This is a genomic window from Myroides odoratus, from assembly GCF_965118575.1.
Taxonomy (GTDB): Bacteria; Bacteroidota; Bacteroidia; order Flavobacteriales; family Flavobacteriaceae; genus Flavobacterium; species Flavobacterium odoratum_B.
The window spans coordinates 136,108-150,252 of sequence record NZ_CBCPHW010000008.1 but is presented as its reverse complement, the minus strand read 5'-3'; the positions used below and the strand labels follow the sequence as shown (position 1 = coordinate 150,252).

The following is a 14,145-nucleotide window of genomic DNA, read 5'->3' as shown; positions in this document are numbered from 1 at the left end:
TTATTTTTTTTTAGGACTAATTATTTTTACATCTTGAAAAGCAATCGCACCGCGAATGATACTTAATATTGTTTCATGTAAAGCCTGGATAATTTGCAATTTTAAATCATTGGTTGTATGAATTAAACTGATTTCTCTAGCAGGTTGAGGTGATTCAAATTGGATAAGATTTTTTTGATCTTCACTATTGAGTTGTAACGTATGTAAGTAAGGTAAAAGAGTATAGCCTAATCCTTCTTTTGACAGTTGAATTAACGTTTCAAAACTACCACTTTCTAAAGAAAAAGGACGTTCTGTATCTGTATTTGTACTCTTGTTTTGACAAATATTAATAATGCCATCTCTAAAACAATGCCCATCTTGTAGAAGCAATAGCTTTTTTAAATCCAGTTGTTCGGTTTTTAATTTGCCCTCAAAATTGCTTTGAAAGCTTTTGGGAATATAACCCACGAAAGGTTCGTAGTATAGTACTTTTTCAGTAATGTCTTCAAGGTCTAAAGGAGTTGCAGCAATGGCTGCATCTAAATAGCCTCCGCGTAAACGCGTGATTATTTCTTCGGTTGTATATTCCTCTATAATTAAATGGACTTTTGGAAATCGGGTTACAAACGTTTTAATAAACATAGGAAGCAAGGTTGGCGTAACGGTTGGTATAATACCTAATTTAAATTCTCCACCTACAAAACCCTTTTCTTGATCAATAATATCTTTGATTCGATTTGATTCGTTGACTATTTTCTGCGCTTGCTGAATAATTACCTTACCAAGGGTCGTTAATTGAATCGGTTTGGTAGTACGATCAAAAATTTGCACCCCTAATTCCTCTTCTAATTTTTGAATTTGCATACTCAAGGTCGGCTGAGTTACAAATGATTTTTCTGCTGCTAAAGTGAAATTTTTGTGTTCCGCAACAGCTAAGGCATATAATAATTGTGTGATTGTCATAGTTTGAGCATGAAAAGTAAAATGAGTATCAAGATACAAATTTAATCTTCTATCTGCTCTAGATCTTTGTAATTTTTCATTAAACGCTTAATTAGAATGCCATATACAATTCTGTAATACAACCAAATAATTCCAAAAAATACCAAGCAAACCAAAAAGAATAAACCAATGGCAACTAGAAAGAATTGTAACCCATGGGTAGGATCAGAATCCATGCTCAGAATGCTGGTAATAGCAAAGACAAATAAACATAAAATCAAAGAAATATTAATAGCGATGTAGTAGTTTACTGTTTTTTTAGTTTGCAGAATCTGTTTCATGAGATTTTTAGTATTATCCGCAACACATATTTTTCTGTATTTCATGTAGAAGAGAATAATAAATACAACAGAGATTAATCCACTGAAGTAATCAATATTATTTACAATATACTCAAAAACCTCACTATTGTTTGTTTTTAGATCGCTATCTTCATTAAAAAGAAAAAAACTAGCGAGATTCAAACATAAAAATTCAATGATACTGATGATGAATATCCACATAACGATAGAAGATGATTTTTTGTGAATCATCTCTTTAATTTCGTCCTTTGAAACTTTCGGAAAGTTATGGTTGGCGTTCCAATGCTTTTTTAGTAAGTCAAGTTCATTCATGGTATATGGGATCCTTACGGATTTAATATTTTTTTTAATTTATTTTTAATTCGATTCATTTTTACCCGAGCATTTACTTCACTTATCCCTAGCGTTTCGGCTATCTCTTCATAGGTTTTGCTTTCGAGGTACATAAAAACTAGCGCCTTGTCAATGTCATTTAATTGATGAAGAGATCGGTACATTAATTTGAGTTGTTGTTCTTCCTCTTCATTGTATTCTTGGTATTCAAAGTGATGAATGATAGGATTAAAGCTAGTTGTATTAATCTGTCTATTTTTCTTTCGAAACAAAGAAATCGCAGTATTCAGTCCAATCCGGTAGGCCCAAGTGGTAAACTTCGATTCACCCCTAAAACTGGGATAGGCTTTCCAAAGTTGTATGGATATTTCTTGGAAAAGATCTTTGTGAGCCGATTCCTCATCCGTATAAAGACGACAAATTTTATGAATGAGATTTTGGTTCTCTTCCAATAGATTAACAAAATCTAGCTCTAAATTCTTTTGGTTCATAATTAATTAGAGATTCAAATATGATATTTGTTACATTTTTTTGCAAATATTTTTTTTAATTTCAATTTTTCAAGATAATCTTTTTACCCGAAACAAAATACTTTTTGCACAGGGATTTAAAAGGTAATTTATAATCATTATGTATTGTTTTTTTATTACTTAAAATAATTTAATTTTTTAATAAATAATTAAATTAATTGGTAATTTTAATGCTATATAAAAATATTTTAAGTTATAAGCTTCGAAACTTTGCCTATATGGTATTTTGTTTATAAAATCAAATAAACCTAAAACAAAGTTTTTTTGGTACTATTTATGTTGTTGCTATAGAAGAACATGAAAGTAAGGATATTACGCAATTTGAATTAATTATTAAAACAAAAATAAGATGAATACACTCTCAAGAAAGATTGTAATGGCGGGGACTGGGTTGTTTCTGTGTTTCTTTTTACTTATTCACTTTTTAGGTAATACACAGTTGTTTCTAGAACCTGAACATGCGCAGCTAAGCTTTAATGCTTATTCTCAATTTTTGACCGGTAATCCCTTGGTCAAAGCGGTATCCTATGTGCTTTATTTATCCATACTAGGGCATGCCATTTATGCACTTATTATTACTTCCAAGAATCAAAAAGCGGGCGGAAGTTACAAACGTGACAATAGAGGTAGAGCTAGTAAATGGTATAGCAGAAATATGGGCGTTTTAGGGGTTATCATTTTAATTTTTCTCGTACTGCATTTTCAAAATTTTTGGTATGTCTATAAATTTGGAGAAATTGGAATTGATCCGCAAGGGAATAAGGATTTGTATACTGTAGTTGTTACTGCTTTTCAAGAGTTGTGGTTGGTTGTAGTTTACGTGATTGCTATGATAGCGCTGTTGTATCACTTAATTCACGGAATAACAAGTGGCGTTAGAACACTAGGGCTATTTCATCCTAAATATGTAAGATGGATTAATGTATTCGGTATTGCATACGCTGTTATTTTATGCGTAGGCTTTGCGCTTATGCCTATTTATATTTATATCACCCATTAATAAACGTTGTTATGAAATTAGATGCGAAAATTCCTACAGGACCATTAGAAGATAAATGGTTTAACTATAAAAAGAACGCTCGTTTGGTTAATCCAGCGAACAGAAAAAAACTAGATGTTATTGTAATTGGAACTGGATTAGCAGGTAGTTCTTTAGCAGCCTCTTTAGGGGAAATGGGATATAATGTGAAATCTTTTTGCTTTCAAGATACGCCTCGTCGGGCACACTCTGTTGCCGCACAAGGAGGGGTAAATGCAGCGAAAAATTATAAAAATGATGGAGATAGTATTTACCGAATGTTTGTAGATACATTAAAAGGAGGTGACTTTAGAGCGAGAGAAGCCAATGTGTACCGTTTAGCCGAATGTTCCGTTAATTTAATTGATCAGGCTGTTGCACAAGGTGTTCCGTTTGGAAGAGAATATGGAGGCTACTTGAACAATAGATCTTTTGGAGGCGTTCAAGTAAGTAGAACTTTTTATGCGCGCGGACAAACAGGACAACAATTGTTATTGGGTACGTATCAAGCGTTAATGCGTCAAGTAAGCAAGAAAACCGTTGCGTTGTATTCCTCCCATGAGATGCTAGATGTCGTTTTGATTGACGGAAAAGCACGTGGGGTAATTGTTCGAAATTTAGAAACAGGTGAAATTGAAAGACATGCTGCTCATGCAGTAGTTTTGGCAACAGGAGGTTTTGGTAAAATATATTATTTATCAACGCTAGCTATGGGATGTAACGGTTCTGCAATCTGGAGAGCACATAAAAAAGGAGCCTTTTTTGCCTCGCCAAGTTGGACGCAAATTCACCCAACTTCTTTACCTCAATCGGGAGATTATCAATCGAAACTGACGTTGATGTCAGAATCATTGCGTAACGATGGCCGTATTTGGGTACCTAAAAACTTGAACGAAACAAGAGAAGCAAATGCAATTCCTGAAGAAGAAAGAGATTATTACTTAGAGAGACGTTATCCTGCCTTTGGAAATTTAGCCCCCCGAGATATCTCTTCTCGTGCCGCTAAAGAACGAATTGATGCAGGTTATGGTGTAGGTCCTCTGAAAAATGCCGTATACCTAGATTTTTCTAAAGCAATTAGAGAACAAGGACAACCTAAGATTGCTGAAAAATATGGCAACTTGTTTACGATGTATGAGAAAATTACCGGTATAAATGCCTATAAAGAACCTATGATGATTTCACCGGCAGCTCACTTTTCAATGGGTGGATTATGGGTGGATTATGAATTGATGACTACTATTCCTGGCTTGTTCGCTTTAGGAGAGGCTAATTTTGCAGATCACGGCGCGAATAGATTAGGTGCCAACTCTTTATTGCAAGCTTCAGTAGATGGCTATTTTATAGCGCCTTATACTATCGCTAACTATTTGGCAGATCAAATTAGAGTGGGTAAAATCGAAACGAGCCATCCTGAATTTGAAAAAACGGAGCGTGAAGTAAAAGAAAAATTAGAAAATCTTTTAAAAATTAAAGGAGATAAAACCGTCGATTATTTCCATAAGAAGCTGGGGAAATTACTTTACGATTATTGTGGTTTGGCACGAACTAAAGAAGGATTAGAATTTGCTATAGAAGAAATTAAAAAATTACGAGCAGAATTTTATCAGAATGTACATGTTCCAGGTACGAATGCAACGATTAATTCCGAATTGGAAAAAGCAGGACGTGTAGCGGATTATTTGGAAATAGGAACCTTAATGTGTTATGATGCCTTAACGCGTGATGAATCCTGCGGAGCTCACTTTAGAGAGGAATATCAAACAGAAGAGGGTGAGGCCGCTCGTAATGACGAAAAATTCCAGTTTATTTCCGCTTGGGAATGGCCAGGGTCGCTAGATCAAGAACCTATTTTGAACAAAGAAGAGTTAACATTTGAATATATAAAACCAACTATCCGTAGTTATAAATAATAAGGGCTATGAAATTGAATCTTAAAATATGGAGACAAAAAGATCGTAAATCGGAAGGTAAACTTGTTGATTATGCGATAGATAATGTAAATACACATATGTCTTTTTTAGAAATGTTGGATACTTTAAATGAAGCGTTAATTTCTAAAAAAGAGGAACCTGTTGAATTTGATCACGACTGTAGAGAAGGCATTTGTGGACAATGTGGAATTGTGATTAATGGAAATGCACATGGCCCTTTAGAGAATACTACAACTTGTCAGCTGCATATGCGGGAATTTAAAGACGGAGAAACGATTTTGATTGAGCCTTTCCAAGCGGCAGGTTTTCCCGTTAAAAAAGATTTAAAGGTGGATCGCAGTGCCTTTGACCGAATTATTTCGGCGGGAGGTTATGTTTCTGTGAATACAGGACAAGCACCAGAGGCTAATACAATTCCTGTATCACATGAAACAGCAGAAGCTGCTTTCGATTCGGCCGCATGTATTGGTTGTGGAGCCTGCGTAGCGACTTGTAAAAATGGTAGTGCGGCTTTATTTACTTCTGCTAAAATCACCCAATTAGCGCTATTGCCTCAATCACAACAAGAGCGCAAAGAACGTGCGTTGCATATGATTATGCAAATGGATGAAGAAGGCTTTGGTCACTGTTCGAATACGGAAGCATGTGAAGTGGAATGTCCACAAGGTATTTCAGTACTGAATATTGCACGCATGAATTACGAATACAATCGAGCGAGCCTTCTCAAGTTTAAAAAGAAGTGAAAATGAAAAAGAATATAAAGGTCATGAAATGCCTATTCCTCTGTGGAATAGGCTTGCTAACTGCATTTAGTAGTTTTGCCCAAGACCAAACAATTGCTCAAGACACTATTCGGGTGTTTGAAGATAAAATTATTTTACATGATGCAACACAAAAATATCCGCAGTTTAAAGTAGGCGGTATGTTTCAAATGCGCTATCTGGATAATTTTAAAAGAGGTGTGAATATTGATGGACTACATTATGGCGATGGAGAAGGAACGAATAATTCCTTTGAAATTAAGCGAATGCGGGTTTCTATGAATGCAAAGGTAACTGAGAATTTGGAAGTGGTTGCTTTGGTAAATCTCGCAGATTTTAAATCAGATCCCAAAACAAAAGTACTTGAAAATGCGTATGCAAAATATACCTTAAATCGCTATTTTCAATTTACTGTTGGACAGTTTAGACCTTTATTTGGAATGGAGGAAACGTATCCTGTGGATATTGTGAAATCGATTGATTATTCGAATTCGTACTATTTATTTGGGGATAATGGATGGACGAGCTTTCAAATTGGAGCAGCGATTACAGGTAGTGTTGACCTAGGTAAAATTCCAATGAGTTACGGGGTTTCTGTAACGAATGGAAATGGAAAAAACAAAACGGATAATGATGATGGAAAACATTATTCCAGTAGATTATTGTTCAATGTAGATCCCAAACATAAAATTAATTTGGGAATTAGTGGAGGTGTTGGAGAAGTGCAAAAACAAACCGTTTATGCTGTAGGAGCTGAAGCTTCTGCTTTTTTCTCTTTGGCAGATCGCTGGAGTATAGATTTTTATTTAGAAGCTAAACAAGGGATAAATCATCAATTGTATTATACCCAACCCATCGATCAACGAATAGGAGACGTAGATGATTATAAAATCAAGAGTTTTTACATCTTGCCTAATATTCGATATGAATTAGGCAAACAGCGACTTCGAGCGATTGAATTTGCGTGTCGTTATGAATACCTAGATGGCAATGCTCATCTGAATTCAAATGGTAGACAAACTTGGGTTCCCATGGTAAGCTTAGAGTTTTTAAAGGACTATGGAGCTAGATTACAAGTTGGTATGCAAATTGACAATTTTAAGACAAATATCGAACATACAAAGTCTTATAATTCAAACCTTGCTTTTATCCAATTTCAATGCAGATTGCAATAATTAATTCAAACTTATTCTTACTATGAAAGAAGTGAATTTAAAAAATTTCGGAATAACTGTAGTAGTAGGAATAATACTGTGGTTTTGCCCCATTCCTGAGGGAGTAACACCAGAAGCCTGGCATTTGTTTGCTATTTTTGTTAGTACAATTTTGGGTATTATCCTAAAAGCAGCTCCCATGGGAACGATGTGTATGATTGCTGTAGGACTTACTGCTTTTTTCCAATTGTTAGCTCCTGGAAATGCGGGGCAATCTATTACCTTGAGTTTAAAGGGATTTGGTGATAAAGTGATCTGGTTAATAGGAATTTCATTTTTTATTGCCAGAGGATTTATCAAAACGGGTTTAGGCAATCGAATTGCCTATTTGTTTATTCGTGCTTTTGGTAAAAGTACATTAGGACTTGCCTATGGATTGGGACTCGCTGACTTGGTTTTAGCACCCGCAATTCCAAGTAATACAGCACGTGGAGGAGGAATTATTTACCCCATCATGAAATCTATGGCGATGAATTTTGGATCAGATCCTTCGAAAGAAGAAACAAAAAAGAAAGTAGGGTCTTTCTTGACACTCAATTGTTATTATCTGAATTTAATTACTTCGGCTATGTTTTTGACCGGGACAGCTAGTAATCCGATGTGCCAGAAATTTGCAGCTGATATTGGAATTAATATTAGTTGGATGAATTGGGCTATTGGAGGCTTTGTACCTGGAGTAATTGCTTTTATTGTTACCCCGTTTGTTTTATATAAAATTTACCCCCCTGAATTAAAAAAAACAGGAGATGCACCTAAAATTGCAGCACAAAAATTAAAAGAAATGGGGAAATTAACAGTACCAGAAAAGTTGATGTTACTGACCTTTTTTATTTTATTGTTTTTGTGGATTACGGGGGATTTATTTACAATCGACGCGACAACGACTGCCTTTCTCGGCTTGTCTATTTTATTGTTGACTTCCGTTTTAACTTGGAATGATATTAAATCAGAAAAGGGAGCTTGGGATACGATTGTATGGTTTGCTGTACTGGTTATGATGGCTAGTTCACTAAATACCCTTGGTTTTATAGGTTGGTTTAGCGATTTAGTAAAAACACAGATGGGAGGAATTGATTGGCATTATGCTTATCCGTTAATTGTTGTAGTTTACTTTTTGAGTCATTATATATTTGCGAGTGCAACGGCTCATGTAGCTGCTATGTATGCGGCCTTATTAGGTGTAGGTGTTTCACTAGGTGTGCCTCCGATGTTATTAGCTTTAACTTTGGGGTTTACGGGATCTATTTATGGTACTTTAACCCATTATGGACATGGTCCAGCTCCTGTATTCTTCGGAAGTGGGTATGTTGAGCTGAAATCTTGGTGGACCTATGGTTTAATTATTGGCTTATTACTTTTAGCGATTTATTTGATTGTTGGCACAACATGGCTGCATATTATAGGCTATTTTTAAAATAAAAAAAGCTATATTTAAAGACCTTTTATTAACACTAATAAAAGGTCTTTTTTATGAGATTTACTGTTATGAAAGAAATTGTACTATTCTGGTTTAGAAGAGATATCCGTTTAACGGATACTGTAGGTTTGCATCAGGCCATACAATCAGGCTACGAAGTTTTACCTGTTTTTATTTTTGATACAGCAATTTTAGAGCAATTCCCAGATAAAAAAGACAAACGAGTATCGTATTTATATCAAGCTTTACAAGCGATTGATCAACAGTTACAACTCTATAACAGTGGGATATGCTTTTTTCACGATACTGTTTTACAGGCTTTTGATACGCTCGTAAAAACGTACAAGATTAAAGCCGTTTATACCAATGCGGACTATGAACCTTCAGCAATACAAAGAGATACTGAAGTATACCATTTTCTGGCTTCTAAAAATATTGATTTTTATGCCTATAAAGATCAGGTTATTTTTCAAGGAGATGAAATTTTGAAGAGCGACCAAACGCCTTATAAAGTTTATACGCCTTATGCTAAAATATGGAGAAGTAAACTTGTGGAACAAGATTTACAAGATTGGTCTGTCCCGCTAAAAGAAGCGTACTTTGTTGGGAGACAAGAGGTATTTAAGCGTCCTACTTTAGAACAGTTAGGCTATAGGGAATCAGAAGATTTATATTTTACTCCCCCTGTATTTGATGCAACTATTATCCAAGAATATACACAAAATAGGGATTATCCCGCTTTAGATGCAACAACCCGTTTGGGCATTGCGTTGCGATTTGGAACGGTATCAGTTAGAACTTGTGTGAAACAAGCACTTACATTTAATGATACCTGGTTGAGCCAATTAATTTGGCGTGAATTTTTCACTTCAATTCTGTATCATTATCCACATAGCGCAAGGGAATGTTTTAAAAAACAATATGAAAATATAATTTGGCGAAATAACGAAGCGGAATTTGATGCCTGGTGTAAGGGAGAAACGGGATATCCTATGGTGGATGCTGGAATGAGAGAGCTAAATCAAACGGGGTATATGCACAATCGCGTGCGAATGGTTGTAGCTAGTTTTTTGGTGAAACACTTGTTGATTGATTGGCGTTGGGGAGAAGGGTATTTCGCCCAAAAATTGAATGATTACGATTTGGCCTTGAATGTAGGAAATTGGCAATGGGCCGCGGGTTGTGGTTGTGATGCCGCTCCCTATTTTCGAATTTTTAATCCTTCGGAACAACAAAAAAAGTTTGATAAGGATTTGAAATATATCAAACGATGGATTCCCAAGTATGAGGAATCTACCTATATCACGCCTATCGTAGAGCATAAGTTCGCTAGAGAACGCGCTTTATTAGCTTTTAAACGTGCCTTAAAATAAAAAACACATAAAAATCTCTAACTATGAAAAAATGGAAAATTTGGGTAGCTAATTTAGCTTTAGCAGCATTTTTGTTACCCTTTGCATCAGAGGCTTATGCTTGTACACGTATAGTGTATAAAGGCCCTAATAATACAATTATCACGGCGCGTTCGATGGATTGGAAAGATGCCATGTATTCTAATATTTGGGTGTTTCCAAGAGGAATGGAACGCACAGGAGAGGTAGGTAAGGCTTCAGCTAAGTGGAAATCAAAATACGGAAGTGTGATTGTATCGGCTTTTGATATTGCTACCTCAGACGGTATGAATGAGAAGGGACTTGTATCTAATATTTTGTGGTTGATTGAATCCCAATACCCAGATTATGACCCTAATGGAAGTGTAAAGCAAAAAGGAATGAGTTTGGCTTTATGGGCACAGTATGTTTTGGATAACTATGCGACGGTACAAGAAGCAGTTGCTGATTTACAAAAAAATCCCATTACTATTGTGACGGCGAATACGCCTGGTAGGAATTCATTGGCAACCGTGCATTTATCTATTTCAGATGCAAAAGGGGATAATGCTATTTTAGAATATATTGATGGAAAATTAATGGTGTACCACGATCCTTCCTATACCGTATTAACAAATTCACCTACATACGATAAGCAATTAGCTATTAGAAATTATTGGGAATTTTTACCAGGAAACTTAGTATTACCTGGAACAGGAAGATCAGAAGATCGCTTTGCAAGAGCGTCTTATTATGCAACAGCTGTTGAACAAAGCGATGATACAGTAATTGCGGTAGGATCAGCGTTTAGTGTAATTCGAAACTGTTCTGTTCCTTATGGTGTACATATCGAAAACCAACCCAACTTATCTACAACAAGATGGAGAACGGTTTCAGATCAAAAAAACTTAGTGTATTATTATGAAGATCCTTTGACTTTAGCTCCTTTATGGTTGGATTTGAAAACCTTGGATTTTAGCGAAAAAGCATCGGTAAAAAAATTAGATGTTTCAAACAAACAACAATATTTTGGTTTAGCTAATGCGCATTTGGCAAATACTAAACCTTTCCAATTTATGGGAATTTAGTTTTTATTTGATTCGATATAGAAGAAGCAATGCTTAACCGGCATTGCTTTTTTTATTGCCATTGATGAAAAATGGAAATAGAATAGAAATGCTTAACTTTGAGAGAAGTAATACAAACAGAGTTATGAAGAATTATAAAATACTTTGTGTAGTAGGAGTCATGGCTATGCTGACGAGTTGTTCATATAAACATGCCTATCAACCGATAGTATTCTCAGAATTAGATACACAAGAAAATTACCAAACCTTATACGAAAGCTATGCTGGCGGAGAGGAAAAAAAGGAATCACCAAGTACAAAACAAAAGGAATTATTTCTAGCAGCCAATAAAGACGTAGCCATTAAGGATGTTTCCAATGTTCGTGAATTAGGGGGAATTATGACCAAAGATGGACGGGTCATTAAATCCGGACAATTTTACCGCAGTGGGCACTTAGGGAAATTGAAAAAAAAGAACTTTGCTACATTAGAACAATATTCCATTTCTCAAGTTATTGATTTGAGAACGGATAAAGAAATTAAAAAACACCCCGATCATTTACCAAAATCAATTCAATATTTTAATTATCAAGCTTTTGATGATTCAGAAGATAGATTTAGCAAAGCAAAAACTGAGGTGTTAAAAGGTAGAGTCACCGTAGAAGAATCCAATGCGGGAGTAGAAGAATTTTATGGCATTTACGTATTGGATGATCCGATGAAGATTCGAGAAATTATCGTGTCTATTTTGGATAATGAACAAGCAACCTTGGTTCATTGTTCTGCTGGAAAAGATCGTACGGGGATGATTAGTGCTTTAATTCTAAGTATTTTAAATGTAGATCGTCAAACTATTTTGGAGGAGTACTTAGTCTCTAATAATGAACGTATTGCCGATGTATCCAGTCGGATGAAATTGGCGAAATTTGGAAAGATTTTATACCCTAAAATAAACTATGAGGTGATTGAAAACTTTACGTGGATTAAACCCAATTATTTAGAAGCTATGTTTACTGCTATCGACGCAAAGTATGGATCAATTGATGAGTATATTAAAAATGGCTTAGCAATATCAGACGAACAACGACAAGCGTATGTTGAGAAACATACCAATTTTTTAAAGTAAATTTGTAATTCACTAGTTTGAAAATAAAGGATATGAATTTTTTAAAACAGGAACACCTAGCCCTTTTAAAACAGATAGATAAAAACAACAATAAACCTTGGTTCGCAGAAAATAAACCGCAGGTAGATGCTGTTTTTACGGAAGTAAAAGGCTTTTTTAAAAACGTATTTGATCAAATGGCAGTTGTCGATGAGGTAGATTTATTTCACGTACATCGTTTATATAGAGACGTGCGTTTTTCAAAAGATAAAACCCCTTATAAAACGTATTTTGGTTTGCATATCGGTAGGAAGAAACCTTTGTTGAGAGGAGGATACTATATTAGTATAGAACCAGGAAAGAGTTTTGTAGGCGGTGGTTTTTGGGAACCTAATAAAGACGATTTACTGCGAATCCGAAAAGAGATTGAGCTAGATGATTCGGAATTGCGTGCTATTATCGCGAATCCCGTGTTTGTAAAAGCTTTTGGTGAATTAACAGGAGAGGAGCTAAAAACAGCACCCAAAGGGTTTGATAAAGAACATCCAGCCATTGATTTATTGCGTAAAAAACAGTTTTTAGTGATGCGTTCTTTTACAGATAAAGAGGTGCTACAGCCTAATTTTATAACGGAAGTTATTCAAACATTTGAAGCAATGAAACCCTTTTTTGATTATATGTCAGATATTCTAACTACAGATGTAAATGGGGTTAGCTTATATGAATAATATTCAATAAATAGAAATGTATAGGACTGATTCAGTCCCAAAAGGAAAGTTAAAAAAAACGTGATGCCATTTAGTAGTATCACGTTTTTTATGTTTTATATTTTGTTATTTAAGCAGTTTAATTTCAAACATTTTATCCCAGTTTTTACCAGTTACAAAAAAAGTATCCGTCTTAGCATTATAAGCAATGCCGTTTAACACATCTAAATCGGGATGTTGATCTACAAAATCATAAAGCTGAGAAAGATCAATAACACCTTCTACCGCTCCAGTTGTAGGGTCAATGATAGCAACGCCATTATATCCATAGAAATTAGCATAGATTTTACCCTTTACCCATTCTAATTCATTGATATTTGGGAATGTAGCTTTTTGATTTGCAACAACTATTTCATCGAGTTTTTCAAATGTATCTGGATTGAGTTTATATATTTTTTCTGAACCATCGGTCATGTACAAGTATTGCCCATCATTACACAAGCCCCAGCCTTCGGTTTTTTTAAAGTAAGGAATCGTCGCTATTTTTTCGAAAGTATCTGGATTGTATACATAAGCCTCATTGTTTTTATAGGTCAATTGATATAACTTATTGTTTAGAATGGTACAGCCTTCACCAAATATTTCCATTGGAAGTTCCTTTATTTTGATAACTTCACCTGTTTTTGGATTAATTTGACGTACACTCGATACGCCTTTGCTATGGGTTCCTACTCCCTCACCATTACCTGTACTTTCAAATAAAATTCCGTTGTGAAATTCCAACCCTTGGGTATACGCTTTTTTATCGTGTGGAATTGTATTGACAATGGTGTAATTAACTAGCTGTGGCGTAATAGAAGAAAGTAAGCTAATATGTGAAGAAACGTCTTTGCTCTCTTGGTTGAGATAAGCCGTCCCCTTGAGTGTATAGGCGCCATATTTTTGACCTTTTAGAGGGACTGTTAGTATTTCATTGCCTTTTACCGCCCCTAGGCGAATATCGTTTAAATGGTATACAACAGAGTCTAGCTCGGTGTTTGGAGCAAGGTTTAAGCTTAATTTTATAGTCTCTTTATCGTTATAAACCTGCTTTAATTCAGAAGTATTTAAAGAAATTACATTTTTTTCTAAATTATTTTTCTCAGAACAACTGAAAATAGCTAGTGATAAGGCTAAGGGTATAAGCATGTTAGATTTTTTCATCGGTAATTTTAATTTTATTACAATATACAAAAGATATTATAATAGTACGAAACACTTGGAAAAATATAAAATCGTTGTATATTTGCAACGGCAAGTCCTACACGACCAGCTCCCTCAGAATCCTCCAGGGTGGGAACGCAGCAAAGGTATGTGGTTGTAGCGGTGCGATGTAGGTAGCTTGCCATTTTTTTCTTCAATCT

The 14,145-nt window shown here is 35.1% G+C and carries 13 protein-coding genes and 1 other RNA gene; 10 read left to right on the top strand and 4 right to left on the bottom strand.

The window, feature by feature from the left end; all coding sequences use genetic code 11:
* Genes ACMHJ2_RS08710 through ACMHJ2_RS08700 form a run of 3 tightly spaced genes read right to left on the bottom strand, consistent with a single transcriptional unit; the run spans position 1 to position 2,110 of the window.
* Positions 1 to 945: a LysR family transcriptional regulator gene (locus tag ACMHJ2_RS08710; protein WP_413512506.1), complete on the bottom strand. Its 945-nt coding sequence runs from the start codon at positions 943 to 945 to the stop codon at positions 1 to 3.
* A gap of 41 nt (positions 946 to 986) precedes the next feature.
* Positions 987 to 1,598: a hypothetical protein gene (locus ACMHJ2_RS08705; protein ID WP_413512505.1), complete on the bottom strand. Its 612-nt coding sequence runs from the start codon at positions 1,596 to 1,598 to the stop codon at positions 987 to 989.
* A 14-nt stretch (positions 1,599 to 1,612) separates the two neighbouring features.
* Positions 1,613 to 2,110, bottom strand: a complete 498-nt coding sequence (locus tag ACMHJ2_RS08700; protein WP_413512504.1) for an RNA polymerase sigma factor — start codon at positions 2,108 to 2,110, stop codon at positions 1,613 to 1,615.
* Between the two features lie 388 nt (positions 2,111 to 2,498).
* Here ACMHJ2_RS08700 and ACMHJ2_RS08695 point away from each other — a divergent pair, with 388 nt between their 5' ends.
* The 9 genes from ACMHJ2_RS08695 (at position 2,499) to ACMHJ2_RS08655 (ending at position 12,763) form a co-directional block, all read left to right on the top strand.
* Entirely contained in the window at positions 2,499 to 3,149 is a 651-nt protein-coding gene (locus ACMHJ2_RS08695; protein WP_413512503.1) for a succinate dehydrogenase cytochrome b subunit, read from the top strand.
* 11 nt (positions 3,150 to 3,160) lie between these two features.
* Entirely contained in the window at positions 3,161 to 5,080 is a 1,920-nt protein-coding gene (locus ACMHJ2_RS08690) for a fumarate reductase/succinate dehydrogenase flavoprotein subunit (RefSeq protein WP_413512502.1), read from the top strand.
* Between the two features lie 8 nt (positions 5,081 to 5,088).
* Entirely contained in the window at positions 5,089 to 5,844 is a 756-nt protein-coding gene (locus ACMHJ2_RS08685) for a succinate dehydrogenase/fumarate reductase iron-sulfur subunit (protein ID WP_413512501.1), read from the top strand.
* Positions 5,845 to 5,846: 2 nt separating this feature from the next.
* Positions 5,847 to 7,037 carry a porin gene (locus ACMHJ2_RS08680; RefSeq protein WP_413512500.1) on the top strand — a complete coding sequence of 397 codons (1,191 nt, stop codon included), beginning with the start codon at positions 5,847 to 5,849 and terminating at the stop codon, positions 7,035 to 7,037.
* A 22-nt stretch (positions 7,038 to 7,059) separates the two neighbouring features.
* Entirely contained in the window at positions 7,060 to 8,490 is a 1,431-nt protein-coding gene (locus tag ACMHJ2_RS08675; protein ID WP_413512499.1) for an anion permease, read from the top strand.
* Positions 8,491 to 8,546: 56 nt separating this feature from the next.
* Positions 8,547 to 9,866, top strand: coding sequence for a cryptochrome/photolyase family protein (locus tag ACMHJ2_RS08670; protein ID WP_413512498.1), 1,320 nt, complete (start codon positions 8,547 to 8,549; stop codon positions 9,864 to 9,866).
* Between the two features lie 23 nt (positions 9,867 to 9,889).
* The gene (locus ACMHJ2_RS08665; protein WP_413512497.1) at positions 9,890 to 10,951 is read left to right on the top strand and encodes a linear amide C-N hydrolase; all 1,062 of its coding nucleotides are present in this window, start codon (positions 9,890 to 9,892) and stop codon (positions 10,949 to 10,951) included.
* Between the two features lie 124 nt (positions 10,952 to 11,075).
* Positions 11,076 to 12,056, top strand: coding sequence for a tyrosine-protein phosphatase (locus tag ACMHJ2_RS08660; protein ID WP_413512496.1), 981 nt, complete (start codon positions 11,076 to 11,078; stop codon positions 12,054 to 12,056).
* A gap of 32 nt (positions 12,057 to 12,088) precedes the next feature.
* A complete protein-coding gene (locus ACMHJ2_RS08655; protein WP_413512495.1) occupies positions 12,089 to 12,763 on the top strand; it encodes a DUF2461 domain-containing protein in 675 nt (224 codons plus the stop codon).
* Positions 12,764 to 12,868: 105 nt separating this feature from the next.
* Here ACMHJ2_RS08655 and ACMHJ2_RS08650 read toward each other — a convergent pair whose 3' ends face one another.
* Entirely contained in the window at positions 12,869 to 13,945 is a 1,077-nt protein-coding gene (locus ACMHJ2_RS08650; RefSeq protein ID WP_413512494.1) for a glutaminyl-peptide cyclotransferase, read from the bottom strand.
* A gap of 88 nt (positions 13,946 to 14,033) precedes the next feature.
* On the opposite strand from ACMHJ2_RS08650, the gene ffs reads away from it, so the two are divergent.
* An RNA gene (ffs, locus tag ACMHJ2_RS08645) (signal recognition particle sRNA small type) lies at positions 14,034 to 14,132 on the top strand.
* Positions 14,133 to 14,145: the final 13 nt, after the last annotated feature.

Excerpts from the sequence above, each read along its gene's own strand:
- ACMHJ2_RS08650 (WP_413512494.1), bottom strand. The coding sequence starts at position 13,945 with ATGAAAAAATCTAACATGCTTATACCCTTAGCCTTATCACTAGCTATT.
- ACMHJ2_RS08695 (WP_413512503.1), top strand. The coding sequence starts at position 2,499 with ATGAATACACTCTCAAGAAAGATTGTAATGGCGGGGACTGGGTTGTTT.
- ACMHJ2_RS08700 (WP_413512504.1), bottom strand. The coding sequence starts at position 2,110 with ATGAACCAAAAGAATTTAGAGCTAGATTTTGTTAATCTATTGGAAGAG.
- ACMHJ2_RS08680 (WP_413512500.1), top strand. The coding sequence starts at position 5,847 with ATGAAAAAGAATATAAAGGTCATGAAATGCCTATTCCTCTGTGGAATA.
- ACMHJ2_RS08665 (WP_413512497.1), top strand. The coding sequence starts at position 9,890 with ATGAAAAAATGGAAAATTTGGGTAGCTAATTTAGCTTTAGCAGCATTT.
- ACMHJ2_RS08675 (WP_413512499.1), top strand. The coding sequence starts at position 7,060 with ATGAAAGAAGTGAATTTAAAAAATTTCGGAATAACTGTAGTAGTAGGA.
- ACMHJ2_RS08705 (WP_413512505.1), bottom strand. The coding sequence starts at position 1,598 with ATGAATGAACTTGACTTACTAAAAAAGCATTGGAACGCCAACCATAAC.
- ACMHJ2_RS08655 (WP_413512495.1), top strand. The coding sequence starts at position 12,089 with ATGAATTTTTTAAAACAGGAACACCTAGCCCTTTTAAAACAGATAGAT.
- ACMHJ2_RS08685 (WP_413512501.1), top strand. The coding sequence starts at position 5,089 with ATGAAATTGAATCTTAAAATATGGAGACAAAAAGATCGTAAATCGGAA.
- ACMHJ2_RS08690 (WP_413512502.1), top strand. The coding sequence starts at position 3,161 with ATGAAATTAGATGCGAAAATTCCTACAGGACCATTAGAAGATAAATGG.
- ACMHJ2_RS08660 (WP_413512496.1), top strand. The coding sequence starts at position 11,076 with ATGAAGAATTATAAAATACTTTGTGTAGTAGGAGTCATGGCTATGCTG.
- ACMHJ2_RS08710 (WP_413512506.1), bottom strand. The coding sequence starts at position 945 with ATGACAATCACACAATTATTATATGCCTTAGCTGTTGCGGAACACAAA.
- ACMHJ2_RS08670 (WP_413512498.1), top strand. The coding sequence starts at position 8,547 with ATGAGATTTACTGTTATGAAAGAAATTGTACTATTCTGGTTTAGAAGA.